The organism is Photobacterium sp. GSS17, from assembly GCF_028621875.1.
Classification (GTDB): Bacteria; Pseudomonadota; Gammaproteobacteria; order Enterobacterales; family Vibrionaceae; genus Photobacterium; species Photobacterium ganghwense.
Genome location: NZ_CP117517.1, coordinates 3,116,435 through 3,131,632 on the forward strand (window position 1 = coordinate 3,116,435; position 15,198 = coordinate 3,131,632).

General features: G+C 56.3%; 13 protein-coding genes. 9 read left to right on the forward strand and 4 right to left on the reverse strand.

Annotation, left to right across the window (positions count from 1 at the left end; genetic code table 11):
* The first annotated feature begins 97 nt into the window (after positions 1-97).
* Positions 98-1,354 (forward strand): HD-GYP domain-containing protein, encoded by a 1,257-nt coding sequence (locus PGW97_RS14180; protein ID WP_047886911.1) that lies wholly within the window; start codon positions 98-100, stop codon positions 1,352-1,354.
* 146 nt (positions 1,355-1,500) lie between these two features.
* Here PGW97_RS14180 and mrcB read toward each other — a convergent pair whose 3' ends face one another.
* Together mrcB and hrpB are read right to left on the reverse strand one after the other, a co-directional pair.
* Positions 1,501-3,951, reverse strand: coding sequence for a penicillin-binding protein 1B (gene mrcB / locus PGW97_RS14185; RefSeq protein ID WP_242551844.1), 2,451 nt, complete (start codon positions 3,949-3,951; stop codon positions 1,501-1,503).
* Positions 3,952-3,962: 11 nt separating this feature from the next.
* Positions 3,963-6,446, reverse strand: a complete 2,484-nt coding sequence (hrpB, locus tag PGW97_RS14190) for an ATP-dependent helicase HrpB (protein WP_273857537.1) — start codon at positions 6,444-6,446, stop codon at positions 3,963-3,965.
* 12 nt (positions 6,447-6,458) lie between these two features.
* On the opposite strand from hrpB, the gene thpR reads away from it, so the two are divergent.
* From thpR to panC, 8 genes are all read left to right on the forward strand, one after another.
* Entirely contained in the window at positions 6,459-7,049 is a 591-nt protein-coding gene (gene thpR, locus PGW97_RS14195; protein ID WP_053061923.1) for an RNA 2',3'-cyclic phosphodiesterase, read from the forward strand.
* A gap of 106 nt (positions 7,050-7,155) precedes the next feature.
* Positions 7,156-7,860 (forward strand): DNA/RNA nuclease SfsA, encoded by a 705-nt coding sequence (gene sfsA / locus PGW97_RS14200; RefSeq protein WP_047886914.1) that lies wholly within the window; start codon positions 7,156-7,158, stop codon positions 7,858-7,860.
* A gap of 138 nt (positions 7,861-7,998) precedes the next feature.
* Positions 7,999-8,448: an RNA polymerase-binding protein DksA gene (dksA, locus tag PGW97_RS14205; RefSeq protein ID WP_047886915.1), complete on the forward strand. Its 450-nt coding sequence runs from the start codon at positions 7,999-8,001 to the stop codon at positions 8,446-8,448.
* Positions 8,449-8,516: 68 nt separating this feature from the next.
* The gene (gene gluQRS, locus PGW97_RS14210) at positions 8,517-9,416 is read left to right on the forward strand and encodes a tRNA glutamyl-Q(34) synthetase GluQRS (protein ID WP_217393312.1); all 900 of its coding nucleotides are present in this window, start codon (positions 8,517-8,519) and stop codon (positions 9,414-9,416) included.
* Positions 9,417-9,712: 296 nt separating this feature from the next.
* Entirely contained in the window at positions 9,713-11,080 is a 1,368-nt protein-coding gene (gene pcnB / locus PGW97_RS14215) for a polynucleotide adenylyltransferase PcnB (RefSeq protein ID WP_047886917.1), read from the forward strand.
* Entirely contained in the window at positions 11,077-11,562 is a 486-nt protein-coding gene (folK, locus tag PGW97_RS14220) for a 2-amino-4-hydroxy-6-hydroxymethyldihydropteridine diphosphokinase (RefSeq protein WP_273857538.1), read from the forward strand. The genes pcnB and folK overlap by 4 nt, the downstream gene beginning before the upstream one ends.
* A gap of 31 nt (positions 11,563-11,593) precedes the next feature.
* Positions 11,594-12,388 carry a 3-methyl-2-oxobutanoate hydroxymethyltransferase gene (gene panB, locus PGW97_RS14225; protein ID WP_047886919.1) on the forward strand — a complete coding sequence of 265 codons (795 nt, stop codon included), beginning with the start codon at positions 11,594-11,596 and terminating at the stop codon, positions 12,386-12,388.
* A gap of 9 nt (positions 12,389-12,397) precedes the next feature.
* The gene (gene panC / locus PGW97_RS14230) at positions 12,398-13,273 is read left to right on the forward strand and encodes a pantoate--beta-alanine ligase (protein ID WP_273857539.1); all 876 of its coding nucleotides are present in this window, start codon (positions 12,398-12,400) and stop codon (positions 13,271-13,273) included.
* Positions 13,274-13,410: 137 nt separating this feature from the next.
* Here the strand turns inward: panC and PGW97_RS14235 are convergent, their stop codons facing one another.
* Positions 13,411-14,181 carry an ABC transporter permease gene (locus PGW97_RS14235; RefSeq protein WP_047886921.1) on the reverse strand — a complete coding sequence of 257 codons (771 nt, stop codon included), beginning with the start codon at positions 14,179-14,181 and terminating at the stop codon, positions 13,411-13,413.
* Positions 14,178-15,113 (reverse strand): ABC transporter ATP-binding protein, encoded by a 936-nt coding sequence (locus PGW97_RS14240; protein ID WP_047886922.1) that lies wholly within the window; start codon positions 15,111-15,113, stop codon positions 14,178-14,180. Before PGW97_RS14240 ends, PGW97_RS14235 begins: the two co-directional genes overlap by 4 nt.
* Positions 15,114-15,198 lie beyond the last annotated feature (85 nt).

The window sequence follows — 15,198 nt, forward strand, 5'->3', positions numbered from 1 at the left end:
TTTTCCCAGACCACCGCCATGCACTGTGTCTGGATTTGTGTTTCAGGTCTTGGACGACCTCATGAGTAAGAATAAAAACAACAGGTTGAGCTGACATATGGCCAGTATCAAACTTTCAGTAGAGCGCTTAACCGAAGGTCTATATGTTAAGCTCCCCTTGCAATGGACAGACCATCCTTTTCTGCTGAATCACTTCAAAATCAAAGACCAACAGCAGATTCGCCTGATCCGGAATCTGGGTATCCGCTATGTCTACCTGATCCCGGAAAAAAGTGACAATCCGCCTCTGGAACCGGAAACCGAACAGGAAGTCATCAGCTCACAGGAAAGCAAGTTTCTCGAACAACAGGCCGAAAAGCTCTGGCAAGAGAAACAAGGACGCATCGCCCGGCTGAAGAATTACAAACGCAAGCTGCAACGTTGCGAGAAAAACTTCAATCGCTCCATGGCGCAGCTGCGCTCGATCACCGGCAAAATCAAAAGCCGCCCGGTCACCGCAATTCGCGAAGCTGAAATGCTGGTAGAGGAAATGGTCGATGCCTTGCTGGAATCCGACAACGTGGCACTGCACCTGATGAATGAAGGCAAGGAGAACGAGGATATCTACTGCCATTCACTGAACGTGGCCGTTCTGTCGATGATGCTGGCACGTTCGTGTGGCATGGCGCACGAAGATATCAAAACCATTGCCATGGGTGCGCTATTCCACGACATGGGTAAACTGAAAATTCCGACGGCAATCCTGCGCAAAACCACGCCATTGACCGAGCCGGAAGAAAACTATCTGCGGATGCACACCCGCTACAGCACCGATCTGGCCAACCTGACTGCAGACTTTCCGGAAGACGCTAAATCGATTCTTGCTCAGCATCATGAACTGCTGGACGGCAGTGGTTATCCCAAGCAGTTGCAAGGCGATCAGATTACGCCGATGGCGCAGCTGGTCGCCGTGGTGAACGCGTATGACAATCTTTGCCACCCGCAGGACCCGGCCCGAGCCAGAATTCCGTACAGCGCCCTCTCCTACTTGTTTAAACACAAGAAAGAGGCGTACAACAATGACTATCTGGCTTTGCTGATCCGCCTACTTGGCGTTTATCCTCCCGGCAGCGTGGTACAGTTGTCGAATCAGCAGCTGGGGCTGGTGATTTCCGTGAACACGGACAGCCTGCTGTACCCCAATGTGCTGCTGTACGATCCGACCGTTCCATCCAATGAAGCCCCGATTATTGAGCTGGAAGGCAGTGATCTGCGGATTGAGCAGGCAATCGCCCCGAACAAACTGCCGGAAAAGATCTATACCTACCTCAACCCGCGGGTGCGAATTTCCTATTATTTCGACCCGGACGACTGATCGTTACCGCATGGATAAAAAAATCCCCCGGTAACCGGGGGATTTCGAAGTGGGAACGAGTAAGCGAATCCCTTTTCTGCAGGATCCTTTTACTTCAGGATCCTTTTGCTGCAGTCTGCTTTTGCAGTCGGGTACTCGACAAAGCGCTACCAGCTGAACATGTCTTTAATCCAGCCAGCCGGTTGCTTCCGGTCACAGTATGCTTTCACCGAACCGTCCTTGTCCCACATCGGCAAAGAGTGCTTGCCGCCACAGTCGCGCACCAGTGTGCCATTTGGCAGCTGATTAAACTTGGCTGTTGTCAGCTTCTGCGGCCAGGCCAGACGCAGCGGCTCAGGCTGACGCCGTTGCAGGTAGTCACTGTACAGACGCAGGGCACCGGCCGAGCCAGTCAGGTTGACCGGTTTGTTATCATCGCGTCCCATCCACACCGTCACCACTTCCCGTCCGTCGATCCCGACATACCAGCTGTCACGCGCCTTGTCTGTCGTCCCGGTCTTACCGGCCAGGGCCGCCCAGCCAAACTGCGGCTGAAGGAATCGTGCGGTACCTTGTGACACAACATTCTTCATGCCATACGTCGTCAGCCACGCTGCCTGCTCCGGCACCGCCTGACGCGCTTTGGGAATCGCCCGGTACAGGACGCTGCCATTGAGATCCACCACACTGCGCAGCGCAGTCAGCTCAGCACGGCGACCGCCACTGGCAACCGACTGGTACATCTGGGTCACTTCCAGCGGCGACAGAGTGAACGCGCCCAGCAGAATCGACGGCAGACGGGGAATTTCATCCCGCTTGACGCCCAGCTCGACCATGGTATCGATCACTTCATCCAGTCCGACCTTCATCCCGAGATTGACCGTCGGCACATTGAGCGACTTGGCCAGAGCGTAATAAAGCGGCACTTCCCCCCGGAAGCGGCGGTCATAATTGCGCGGCTTCCACTGGTTACCATTGCTGCCCTTGAGGGCAATCGGCTTGTCATCAATCGTGGTCGCCAGTGAGAACTTTTCCGGATGGCGTAACGCCGCAAGGTAAACTGCCGGTTTCACCAGCGAGCCAATCTGACGGCTGGCATCCAGTGCCCGGTTAAATCCGGCATAACCCGGTCGGCTGCCACCAATCATGGCACGGATTTCCCCGCTGTGGCGATCAGCTGCCACCAGAGCCGTCTCAACACTGAGCCCGGCCTTCTTGCTCAGCTGCGGCACCATGCTGAGCACTGACTGTTCCGCTTCCTGCTGAGACAGAGGATCCAGGGTACTGAATACCCGCAGCCCCACGCCCGGGGTAAATTTATCACCGACCTTATCCTGCAGTTCACGCTGCAACTGCTGGAAATATGCAGGCTGGCGACTGGAAATCATCGGCCTGTCCTGCACATCAAGCGGACGGGAAGCGGCCTGTTCATACTGAGCGCCGTCGAGGATCCCATTGTCCATCATCAGGCGCAGAACCAGATCCCGGCGCTGGCGGGCCCGCTCCGGATTACGCCACGGGTTGTAATAAGATGGCCCTTTTGCCATCGCCACCAGCAGTGCCTGCTGATCGATACGCAACTCCTGCAGCGGACGGCCAAAGTACAGGCGTGCCCCAAGCGCAAATCCGTGCACTTCCTGTGAGCCGTTCTGGCCCAGGTAGATTTCATTCAGGTACGCTTCGAGGATACGATCTTTGCTGTAGCGGTAATCGATAATCACCGCGATATAGGCCTCGCTGAGCTTACGCCACAGGGTTCGCTCACGGGTCAGGAAGATATTCTTAGCCAGCTGCTGAGTCAGGGTACTGCCACCCTGCACGGTCCGGCCAGCACGCAGGTTCACCGCCATGGCCCGGATGATCGCCAGCGGAGAAACGCCGTCGTGGTGATAAAAGTCGCGATCTTCTGTTACCAGCAGGGCATCCACCAGCACTTCCGGGAACTGCTCGCGCGGCATGAACATCCGCTGTTCTGCTTCATTGGTCCCGAGCATTCCCAGCATTTTCGGCTCGATCCGCAGAAAGCCCAGCGCACGCTTGGTCTCGGCTTCTTCGATCTGCTTGAGCTCGTTGCCGTCAAAAGTCAGCATGATGTGACGCGCCCCTTCTGGGCCGTCATCAAACTCAAACGGGCGGCGGATCAGTTCAATCCGGGTAGACGACGATGAGTACTCGCCGATTCGCTGCGGTGTTCGCACCTTATGGTACTGCAACAAATCCAGCTCGCGCCGCACTTCATTGAGCGAAATCGCCTGGCCCGGCTGCAGGTCCAGCACCCGCCCGTAGACTACGGCAGGCAGGTTCCAGAGCTGGCCCTCGAACTTATCGCGGACAATGGTATCGAGATAAATCCCGACCACTACCAGCACGGCGAGGACCGCAATCGCAACTTTGACCCCAAACGCCAGCAGCCATTTCAGCCAGGACGGCAAGCCCGATCCCGGTGATTTCTTGGTGCTTTTGCGCTTCCGCGTAGTCTTCGTCGGGCGCTTTTTCGCCGTGGTCGACTTGCGGCGAACAGGGGCTTTTTTCCCGTCCCCTCTTTTCCCGTCCCCTTTGCCCGATTCGGGTCTCTGGGAAGCTGGTGCCGCTTGGCGGACAGGCAACATTTTCATCATTATTATCTTATCTACATGTATTTTTTAGTTTTACGAGTCGGGGCGTGATTCGCAGGATCATCCGGCCACGGATGCTTCGGATAGCGCCCTTTCATCTCTTTCTGTACTTCCCGGTAGGATCCCTGCCAGAATGCGGCCAGATCCCGGGTAATCTGTAACGGACGTTGGGCCGGAGAAAGCAATTCCAGCACCAGCGCCACTTTCCCGTTGGCGATCAGCGGAGAGCTTTTTTCCCCGAACATTTCCTGCAGTTTGACTGCCAGTACAGGGTGTTGGCCCTGCTGGTAACGAATGGCGTAGCGCGAGCCGGTCGGTACCTGGTAATGGGTCGGCAATGCCGCATCCAGCGCCTGCGCCTTGTCCCAGCCCAGCCGGGCCTCCAAGGCCGCCAGCACATCCAGCTTTTCCAGCGCTTTCAGGCTTGTCATACCGTTCATATACGGCTGCAGCCAGTCCGCGGCATCAGCCAGCAGGCTGTCATCATCCATGGCCGGCAGCGCCAGCTCCGGCAGCCATTCCGCGGCACAACGCGCCCGCTCAAGCAGGTTGACTGCTTTATCAGACCACGGCAGCACCGCCAGTCCTTTTCGGACCACGGCATTGAGCAGCGCTTCGCTGGCTTTGGCCGGATCAGGCTCGCCCATCAGCTGACGAGACAAGACCAGCTTGCCGCAACACAGTTGCTTCTCCGCCGTCAGCCGACCTTTCCGATCATCCCAGTCCAGCCATTCCCGCTCAGCGAACAGGTGCGGTAAGACATCCCGCAGGGCATGCAGCTCCGCCGCCACCGCCGAGAATATCCGGCTGTCTCCCTGACGGGTCTTCACGATATCGGCAACCACCAGCAGCTCATTGTCCGCCAACGGTTCATCCGGCAGGAGCATCGCCCCTTGCCCGTTTGCCAGCTGGTAGCGGCTGTCTCGTCCTCTGGAAAGCGCAATGCGATCCGGAAAACCGGCCGCCATCAGCGGTGCCAGCCATGTTCCGGCCACCTGTAACGGCACATTCTGCGCCCCCAGTTTAGCGAGATGCTGCCGGGCACGCTGCAGGTAAGCCTGGCTGCGTGGTAACTTGCCGTTTTCCATCAGGTTGAGCTGAAAATGCAGATCCGGATTATCCATCCCCCGCGGCGGGTCTTCCAGCAACGCGACCAGCATCACCGCTGTCGCCATCGCCTCGCGCCCCTGATCCCGCGCCATCACCAGTATCGCCGCATGGCGCGGATCCGCGCCCAGCGCCTGAATAGCCCGGCCGATGTCCGTCAGCTGTCCTCGCTCATCCAGCGCTCCCAGCAGGGTCAGCAGGCGGCGGCTTTGCTGCAACGCGGTATCCGGCGGTACATCGAGCCAACGCAGCTCGGTCGCAGACTGGCATCCCCACTGTGCCAGCTCCATGGCCAGCGCAGTCAGGTCAGCCCGCAAAATTTCCGGCTGAGGTGTCGCAGGCTGCCGTGCCAACAGCTCTTCGCTGTAAAGACGCAGGCAGATCCCCGGCTCCAGACGACCGGCCCGCCCCGCCCGCTGCTCGGCCGATGAACGGGCAATACGAACCGACTCCAACCGACTGATGCCGGTTTTCGGATCCCAGCGAGCAATCCGCTCCAGCCCGGCATCCACCACCAGCCGGATCCCTTCGATGGTCAAGCTGGTCTCCGCGATATTGGTGGCCAGCACCACTTTACGCTTGCCCGGCGGGGCCGGGCTGATGGCCTGCTGCTGCTGTGCCGGTGACAGCTGACCGTATAAAGGACACAGCTCCACCTCCCCCACACTCCCGGCCTGAGTCGCTAGCGAATGCGCTAATTGTTCGGTCAGACGACGGATTTCCCCGGCGCCGGGCAGGAAAACCAGCATCGAACCCGGCTCTTGGGCCAGTAAACGCAGAATGGCTTTGGCTGCCTCATCCAGCCAGTGGCTGTTGTCTGTCAGGCGCTGATAGCGATAGGCCACCGGAAAACAGCGGCCAGCCGATTCAAGGTAACCGGCAGCAGGCAGCAGGCTGCACAGTGCCGCTTCATCAAGGGTCGCCGACATCACCAGCAGTTTAAGATCGTCACGCAACGCTTCCTGCACTTCCAGCGCCAGTGCCAGCGCGGTATCAGCATGAATGCTGCGCTCATGGAATTCATCGAAAATCAGCAGATCGATGCCGTCCAGTTCCGGATCCTGCTGCAGCATCCGGGTCATCACCCCTTCTGTCACAATTTCCAGCCGGGTCTGCCGACTGATCAGCGTTTCTCCGCGTACCCGCAGCCCGATGGTCTCGCCGACCTTTTCCCCCAGCTGTCTGGCCAGGTACGTCGCAATGTTGCGGGCCGCCAGGCGGCGAGGTTCAAGCATCACAATCCGCCCTGGCACCACCTTTTGTTGCAGCAGCACCAGCGGCAGGCGGGTTGATTTACCCGCCCCCGGCGGGGCTTTGAGGATCAGTTGAGAGCTGGAACCCAGCTTATCCAGCAGCGGAGTCAGCACTTCATCGATAGGCAGCTGTGACAATGGAAACACCTTGTGTCATATTCAATTTACGCTGAGCTATTGTACATGACTGCTATGAAAGAGAAAAAACAGCGCCTGTTTTTTGCCCTTGGCCTGCGTCACGACACCGCCGATTTCCACCGCCTCTGCCAATTGGTGAGCCAGTGTCGGCACTATGGCCGCACCGTGCCACCCGAGAATCTCCACGTGACTCTGGCTTTTTTGGGCAACGTCACCGCTAACCAACGGGATCAGCTGCTGGACGCTGCCGCTCACCTGCCGACCGTCGCGCCTTTTTCCATCGGGTTTGATCAACTCGGTTACTGGAAGCGCAGCAAGGTGATCTGGCTGGCGCCGGAAACGCCCCCTCCGGACTTGCCGCTGCTGGCCACCCTGCTGCGCGATATGGCTCTCGGATGCGGGATTCCACAGGAAGAACGGCCCTACCGCCCCCACCTGACACTGGCCAAATCGGTTCCGGTCAGACCAGCGCCTTTTCCGGCAATCTCGCCGCTGCACTTTCATTTTGCTCACTTTGGCCTGTATATTTCCCAGTCTGTCAGCCAGCCTGGCCGCCAGGGGGTTGTGTACCGCTGCCTTCGGCAATGGCCGCTGTCCCCATAGCTTTACAGAGTCTCTGAGTTGAGTGCCTGAACTGAATCCCAGATCTGAGCCCCAGATTAGAGCCAGGGCCCCGAACCACCCAACACAACACGACAAAGGACACCGCATGAAGTTTTCCCCGGCGCTGCAACCCGCCACGCTGATTAAGCGCTATAAGCGCTTTCTGGCCGATATTGAATTGCCTGACGGGTCAGTCACCACCATTCATTGCGCCAACACCGGGGCCATGACCGGCTGCGCCGAGCCGGGCAACCGCGTCTGGTACTCCACCTCGGATAATCCCAAGCGCAAGTACCCTTGCAGCTGGGAACTCAGTGAAACCGCAGCCGGCCACACCATCTGCGTCAATACCGCGCAGGCTAACCGATTAGTGGTTGAGGCGATAAACAAGGGGATCGTCACAGAATTGACCGGTTATTCCTCACTTCGCACCGAAGTCAAGTATGGTAGCGAAAACAGCAGGATAGACGTGCTTCTTCAGGACGAAAGTAAGCCCGACTGCTACATTGAAGTAAAAAGCGTGACCCTGCTGCAGGATGGTCGAGGCTATTTTCCGGATGCCGTCACAACTCGGGGACAAAAACACCTGAGAGAGCTCAAGGAAATAGCAGAAAGCGGAAAGCGTGCCATACTTTTTTTCGCAATTTTGCATTCAGGGATTGAAAATGTTTCGGCGGCGCACCATATAGACCCGGACTATTTTTCATTAATCCGGGAAGCAGAAAGGGCAGGCGTAGAGATCCTGTGTTACAAAGCGGTATTGACCCAGGAAGAGCTCTATCTGGGCCACTGCATAAAATTCAATCGCTAGTTTTCCCAAAGTGATGCTTTCTTCACATTGGTATAAAATTGAATATATGCAGCAATTGCCACTCCACACCCTTTCTGCTATAGATACCGCCCCAAATTAACCAGTGACGGTTAATGTAGGTATATTAGGAGATGCTATATGCCAGAGAGCAAAGTTAAAAAATCGCTGGGCATCCTGGCTATTGCTGGGGTTGAGCCTTACCAGGAAAAAGCTGGCGAAGAATATATGGGTGAAGCGCAACTGGCTCACTTCCGTAAAATTCTTGAAGCTTGGCGCAACCAGCTACGCGAAGAAGTTGGCCGCACCGTAAACCACATGCAGGATGAAGCAGCAAACTTCCCAGATCCTGTTGACCGTGCAGCCCAGGAAGAAGAGTTTAGCCTGGAGCTTCGTAACCGCGACCGCGAGCGTAAGCTGATCAAAAAGATCGAAAAAACGCTGCAACGCATCGAAGACGATGACTTTGGTTTTTGTGATTCTTGTGGTGTTGAGATCGGCATCCGTCGCCTGGAAGCTCGCCCAACAGCAGAACTTTGCATCGACTGCAAGACACTGGCAGAAATCAAAGAAAAACAGATGGCAGGCTAATCCCCTAAACCACACCATTCTACCGAAGAGGGAGCAGACGCTCCCTCTTTCATTTCACTGATTTGCTTATGAGTACACTCGAACATTACATTGGCCGCTTTGCGCCCTCACCGTCCGGTCCGCTGCATTTCGGTTCACTGATTGCCGCGCTCGGCAGCTACCTGCAGGCCCGCTCTCACCAGGGCACCTGGCTGGTCAGGATGGAAGATGTCGATCCGCCGCGCGAAATGCCCGGTGCCGCAGACGATATTCTGCGTACGCTCGATGCCTACGGCCTGCACTGGGACGGTGAGGTGATGTACCAGAGTACCCGCTATGCGGCCTATCAGCACTGGATTGATACCTGGCTGGCCGACGGGCAGGCCTATTACTGCCAGTGTAGCCGTAAGCAAATTAAAGAAGCCGGTGGTTTTTACCCCGGCACCTGCCGTGATAAACGGCTGTCGGCTCAGGATAGCGCAGTGAGGATCCGGGTTGATCAACCGGTCACCTCTTTTACCGACCAGCTCCATGGCACCATGTCCATCCCTCAGGCACTGGCAGAGGAAGATTTTATTATCCGCCGCCGCGACGGGTTGTACGCCTATAACCTGGCTGTGGTACTGGATGATATTGAGCAGGGCGTAACAGAAATTGTCCGTGGCGCAGATCTGATAGAGCCGACCGGCCGCCAAATTGGTCTGTACCGCCTGCTGGGGCAACCGGAAGTCCGCTACCTGCACCTGCCGCTGGCGGTAACCGATAACGGCAACAAGCTGTCAAAACAGAATCACGCGCCAGCGATCGACAAGGCCGCCCCGAAACCGGCCCTGCTCGCCGCAATGCGTTTTCTCGGCCTGCAGCCGCCGGCCGATCTGGCCGCCTGCTCGCTGGACGAGATTCTGCGCTGGGGAACACAACACTGGCAGGTCGAACAGCTCCCCCGCACCACGGCGATCACTCTGCGTCACGAAGCGGGCATCCCGTAGTGCTCGCTCCGGAAGTTGCCGCCGCCCGGTGGGCCATCTCTCCGGCCACTAGGTCTACTTCTTTCATCCGGGCCGAGAAATCCGGAGCGGCGCTGCAGAACTGAGCACAAACCAGGATTCAACCAGCCTGAATGTTGGCCGACATCAGCCCTATCTGCGGGTAAAACAGACGAAACAGGTCATAGGATTCTAAAATTCCTTGCCGTGATATATCATAAGCGGCCGTTTATCGAATCCGAACCACATAAATGAGGTGTATTATCTTTAATCGAGTCGCCAGCTTTTGCCGTAAGGTATTGAATCGCGATAGTAGTACGCTCGACACCGAGGAACTCGCTTTGCAAGTTTATCAGCGCCAAGAGCACGGTATTTCACGTAAAGATATCAGCGAAAATGCGCTGAAAGTCCTTTACCGCCTAAACAAAGCCGGTTACGACGCGTATCTGGTGGGAGGCGGGGTTCGCGATCTCCTGTTAGGAAAACAACCCAAAGATTTTGACATTGCCACCAATGCCACTCCGGAAGAAATCAAGCAGCTGTTTCGTAACTGCCGCCTGATTGGCCGTCGTTTTCGTCTGGCCCACATCCTGTTTGGCCGCGATGTCATTGAAGTCGCCACATTCAGGGGCCACCACGCTGATACCCAGCCGCTGAACGACAAGAAGCAGATCTCGGCGCAAAGCCAGGAAGGCATGCTGCTGCGTGATAACGTCTACGGCACCATCGAGGAAGACGCCGAGCGTCGTGACTTCACCATCAACGCCCTGTATTACAATATTCAGGACTTCACCGTAGCAGACTATGCCCACGGTGTTGAAGATCTCGACAATCGCGTGATCCGTCTGATTGGTGATCCGGAAACCCGTTACCGCGAAGACCCGGTACGGATGCTGCGTGCCGTGCGTTTCGCCGCCAAGCTGGATATGACCATCGAGCCGGAGACCGCCAAGCCGATCAAGCTGCTGGCAAGCCTGCTTCAGGATATTCCGGCGGCCCGCCTGTTTGAAGAAAGCCTCAAGCTGCTTCAATCCGGCAATGGTCTGGCAACTTATAAGCTGCTGCGTCAGTACAACCTGTTCCAGCAACTCTTTCCGTTGCTGGCGGAGCACTTTACCGAAGACGAGAGCAGCCTGACCGAGAAAATGCTTGAGCATATTCTGGCAGCAACCGACGCCCGAATCGAGGAAGGCAAGCGGGTCAACCCGGCCTTCATGTACGCAGCTATGCTATGGTACCCGGCCATGACCCGTGCCGAGGAAATTGCATTTGCCAGCGGCCTGGGCTACTACGACGCCTTCATGGTGGCGGCCAACGATATTCTTGACGAGCAGGTGAAAAACATCGCGATTCCGCGTCGTTTCACCACCACGATCCGGGATATCTGGCAGCAACAGATGCGCTTAAGCCGCCGTACCGGCAAACGTGCGTTCAAGATGATGGAACATCCGAAATTCCGCGCGGCTTTCGACTTCCTGGAAATGCGAGGGCATTTCGAAGGACCGGAAGTGACCGAACTGGCCCAATGGTGGGACGAGTTCCAACAGGGCGATCGCAACCAACGCAACAAGATGGTGCAGATCATCAACGATGGCGGAAGTGCAACGACCCGCCGTCGCCGTCGTCGTCCGGTGCGCCGTAAGAAACCACAGGCCAAATCGTCATGATCCGCGCCTACATTGCCATTGGCAGCAACCTGGCTGATCCCGTCAGCCAGGCTCGCCGTGCGATTGATGCCCTGCAACAGCATCCGGATCTGACGGTGGTGGCGGTTTCGTCCCTGTACAGCAGCGCCCCGATGGGCCCGCAGGATCAACCGGATTACATCAATGCCGTGGTCGCTGTAGACACCGAACTGGCGCCGCTGGCACTGCTGGACTGCACGCAGGCCATCGAGCAGGAACATGGCCGGGTCCGTAAAGCCGAGCGCTGGGGACCCCGCACGCTGGATCTCGACATCATACTGTATGGCGATCTGATCCATCAGTGTGAACGCCTGACCGTGCCTCACTATGGCATGAAGGTGCGTGAGTTTGTCTTATACCCACTTGCAGAAATTGCGCCTGAACTGATTTTGCCCGATCACACCCGCCTGCAATCCTTGCTGGCTGAGGTCGATCGCAACGGTTTGACCGTTTGGTCTAACTGATCCCGACGTTCAGGCACCAGAGGGAGAGAAAATGAAAAAGATCACGATTAACGACCTGATGAAATGGAAGAAAGAAGGTCGTAAATTTGCCTCCGTCACCGCCTATGACGCCAGCTTCGCCCAACTGTTCGAAGGACAGGGCGTGCCGGTCATGCTGGTCGGTGACTCGCTGGGGATGGTGCTGCAGGGTAAACCTGACACCCTGCCAGTCAGCGTTGACGATGTGGCGTACCACACCCGCTGCGTCCGTGCCGGCAGCCCGAATTCGCTGCTGATGGCTGACATGCCGTTCATGAGCTACAGCACGCCAGAGCAAGCGTGTGAAAACGCGGCTACCCTGATGCGTGCCGGGGCAAACATGGTGAAACTGGAAGGCGGAGCCTGGCTGGCAGAAACGGTCAGCAAACTGACTGAGCGCGCCGTACCGGTTTGTGCGCACCTTGGCCTGACGCCGCAATCCGTCAATATTTTTGGCGGTTACAAAGTGCAGGGACGTGATTCCGACCACGCTGAGCAGATGGTGAAAGATGCTATTCTGCTGAAAAATGCCGGTGCGCAGATCATTTTGCTGGAGTGTGTACCTGCCAGTCTGGCAGAACGTATCACCAAAGCCGTTGAAGTCCCGGTTATCGGCATTGGTGCCGGTAATGTTACCGATGGCCAGATTCTGGTCATGCACGACATGTTTGGGATTTCCGCAAACTATATGCCACGTTTCTCCAAGAACTATCTGGCAGAAACCGGCGACATGCGCGCAGCCGTCACTAAATATCTAGAAGATGTTGAGGCCGGAACCTTCCCTGGCCCAGAACATACCTTTGAATAAGGAATAAAGATGCAAACATTCGCTGAGATTGCCCCAATCCGCGAGCAGATTCGCGTCTGGCGCCGTGAAGGCCGCCGGATTGCTTTCGTGCCAACCATGGGCAACCTGCATGATGGCCACCTGACTCTGGTTCGCAAAGCCCGCGAAGTCGCCGATGTGGTTGTGGTCAGCATTTTTGTCAATCCGATGCAGTTTGATAAAGCCGATGACCTGAACAATTATCCGCGCACCATGGATGACGATCTGGCCAAGCTGAACAGCGAAGGCGTTGATCTGGTCTTTACTCCGACCCCGGACATCATGTACCCGCAAGGACTGGATCGCCACACGCTCGTGGACGTACCGGGCCTGTCGACCATGCTGGAGGGTGCCCTGCGCCCGAGCCACTTCCGTGGGGTGTCCACCGTAGTGACCAAGCTGTTCAACATTGTTCAGCCGGATGTCGCCTGTTTCGGCGAAAAAGATTATCAACAGCTGGCACTAATCCGCCAGATGGTGGCCGATATGGCGATGGACATCGAGATCATTGGCGTACCGACCGTACGCGAAATGGACGGCCTGGCCATGTCATCCCGCAACGGTTACCTGACCGTTGACGAACGTCAGCGTGCCCCGGTCCTTGCCCGCACCATGCGCTGGATCAGCAGCCAGATGCGCGGTGGTCGTAACGACTATGCCGAGCTGGTGATGGATGCTAATGATCAGTTGCGTGCCGCCGGTCTGCAGCCGGATGAAATCTACATTCGCGACGCCGCCTCTCTGCTACCGGTCAGCGACGAATCACAGCAAGCGGTGATCCTGATGTCGGCGTTCCTTGGTAAAGCCCGCCTGATCGATAATCAGGTTGTGGATCTGAACCCGCCAACAGCAGCGACCGAAGAATAAATCCTGCACCGATCTCCACCGCAGGTATCCGCAACGAGTGAGACGAAAAACAAAAAATCCCGGCCTGTGCCGGGATTTTTTATACCTAATTTGTCGTCATTATTTGCCGCAAGAAGGGCTACAACGTGACGGGTCGATTATGAGCGCAGACCGATCCCACGGGAGATCAGGTAATAGCAGATCCCGTACAGGATCGCCGTGAACAGTCCCAGCACCGCAAACGACGTCCCGATACCCACATCCGACACACCTAAGAAGCCATAGCGGAACGCATTGACCATGTAGACAATCGGGTTCAGCTTCGACACGCCCTGCCAGAATTCCGGTAACAGACTCAGCGAATAAAACACCCCGCCCAGGTAGGTCAGCGGCGTCAGCACGAAAGTCGGAATGATGCTGATGTCATCAAATGTCTTGGCAAACACCGCATTGATCAGGCCGCCGAGCGAGAAAACCACCGAGGTCATCACCACCGTCGCCACCACAATGCCCAGATGCGCAATCTGCAAGTCGACAAACAGCAACGACACCACGGAAACAATGAATCCGACGCCCAGTCCACGCAGTACCCCGCCGCCCACGTAACCGGCGATGATCACATAGTTCGGCACCGGCGCCACCAGCAGCTCTTCAATGTTGTGCTGGAACTTGGCACTGAAAAACGACGAAGCGACGTTCGAATACGAGTTGGTGATCACCGACATCATGATCAGTCCCGGTACGATATATTCCATGTAGCTGAAACCGCCCATCTCCCCGATCCGGCTCCCGATCAGGTTACCGAAAATAATGAAATACAGGGTCATGGTGATCGCCGGCGGCACCATGGTCTGGATCCAGATCCGGGCAAAGCGGCTCACTTCTTTGGTGATCAGGCTTTTAAAAGCAATCCAGTAAATCGGGTTCATGCCTGCTCTCCTTGTTTGGCTCGCTTACTGTTCGATACCAGCGTCACAAACAGCTCTTCCAGGCGGTTGGCCTTGTTACGCATTGATATCACATCGATCCCCTGACGGGTCAGCTGGACAAACACCTGATTCAGGCTCGATCCCCGGTTGATCTCCACCTCCAGGGTATGGTTGTCCGGCAGCCGCCAGTTCACCCCTTCCAGCTCGGGATGATTGCCGTTGAGCTTGATATCCAGAATGAAGGTTTCCATTTCCAGCTTGCTCAGCAAAGCTTTCATCGAGGTGTGCTCAATCAATTCACCGTGGTTGATGATACCGATATTGCGGCACAGCATCTCCGCTTCTTCCAGGTAGTGCGTGGTCAGGATAATCGTGACGCCCTGACGGTTAATCTCGCGCAGGAACGCCCACATTGAGCGGCGCAGCTCGATATCAACACCGGCCGTCGGCTCATCGAGAATCAGCAGTCTTGGCTCATGCATCAGCGCCCTGGCAATCATCAGACGGCGTTTCATCCCGCCTGACAGGTTACGGGCACGCTCGTTGCGTTTTTCCCACAGGTCGAGCTGACTGAGGTATTTACGGGCCCGCTCTTTGGCCAGTAGACGCGGTACACCGTAGTACCCGGCCTGATTGACCACGATCTGCTCCACGGTCTCAAACTGGTTAAAGTTGAATTCCTGCGGCACCAGACCGAGCTGACGCTTGGCGTCCACCAACTGAGTATCTAAGTCATAGCCGAAGACTTTAACCTCCCCGGCGCTCTTATTGACTAAAGAGCTGATAATCCCGATTGTGGTTGATTTACCAGCACCATTTGGCCCCAGTAGTGCGAAAAAATCACCTTCTTCGACACATAAGCTCATATCTTTCAGGGCGTTAACACCACCCTTGTAGGTTTTGCTTAAATTTTTTATTTCCAATGCGTTCATAAAATGCGATCTTTATGTTAGAAACTTTCGTCGGATAACTACTCCGATTTGATAAGTTGTTAACTTGTGTATAGTGATGCCGGGT

Excerpts from the sequence above, each read along its gene's own strand:
- mrcB (WP_242551844.1), bottom strand. The coding sequence starts at position 3,951 with ATGATGAAAATGTTGCCTGTCCGCCAAGCGGCACCAGCTTCCCAGAGA.
- PGW97_RS14240 (WP_047886922.1), bottom strand. The coding sequence starts at position 15,113 with ATGAACGCATTGGAAATAAAAAATTTAAGCAAAACCTACAAGGGTGGT.
- PGW97_RS14235 (WP_047886921.1), bottom strand. The coding sequence starts at position 14,181 with ATGAACCCGATTTACTGGATTGCTTTTAAAAGCCTGATCACCAAAGAA.
- folK (WP_273857538.1), top strand. The coding sequence starts at position 11,077 with ATGATCCGCGCCTACATTGCCATTGGCAGCAACCTGGCTGATCCCGTC.
- PGW97_RS14180 (WP_047886911.1), top strand. The coding sequence starts at position 98 with ATGGCCAGTATCAAACTTTCAGTAGAGCGCTTAACCGAAGGTCTATAT.
- gluQRS (WP_217393312.1), top strand. The coding sequence starts at position 8,517 with ATGAGTACACTCGAACATTACATTGGCCGCTTTGCGCCCTCACCGTCC.
- panB (WP_047886919.1), top strand. The coding sequence starts at position 11,594 with ATGAAAAAGATCACGATTAACGACCTGATGAAATGGAAGAAAGAAGGT.
- panC (WP_273857539.1), top strand. The coding sequence starts at position 12,398 with ATGCAAACATTCGCTGAGATTGCCCCAATCCGCGAGCAGATTCGCGTC.
- sfsA (WP_047886914.1), top strand. The coding sequence starts at position 7,156 with ATGAAGTTTTCCCCGGCGCTGCAACCCGCCACGCTGATTAAGCGCTAT.
- dksA (WP_047886915.1), top strand. The coding sequence starts at position 7,999 with ATGCCAGAGAGCAAAGTTAAAAAATCGCTGGGCATCCTGGCTATTGCT.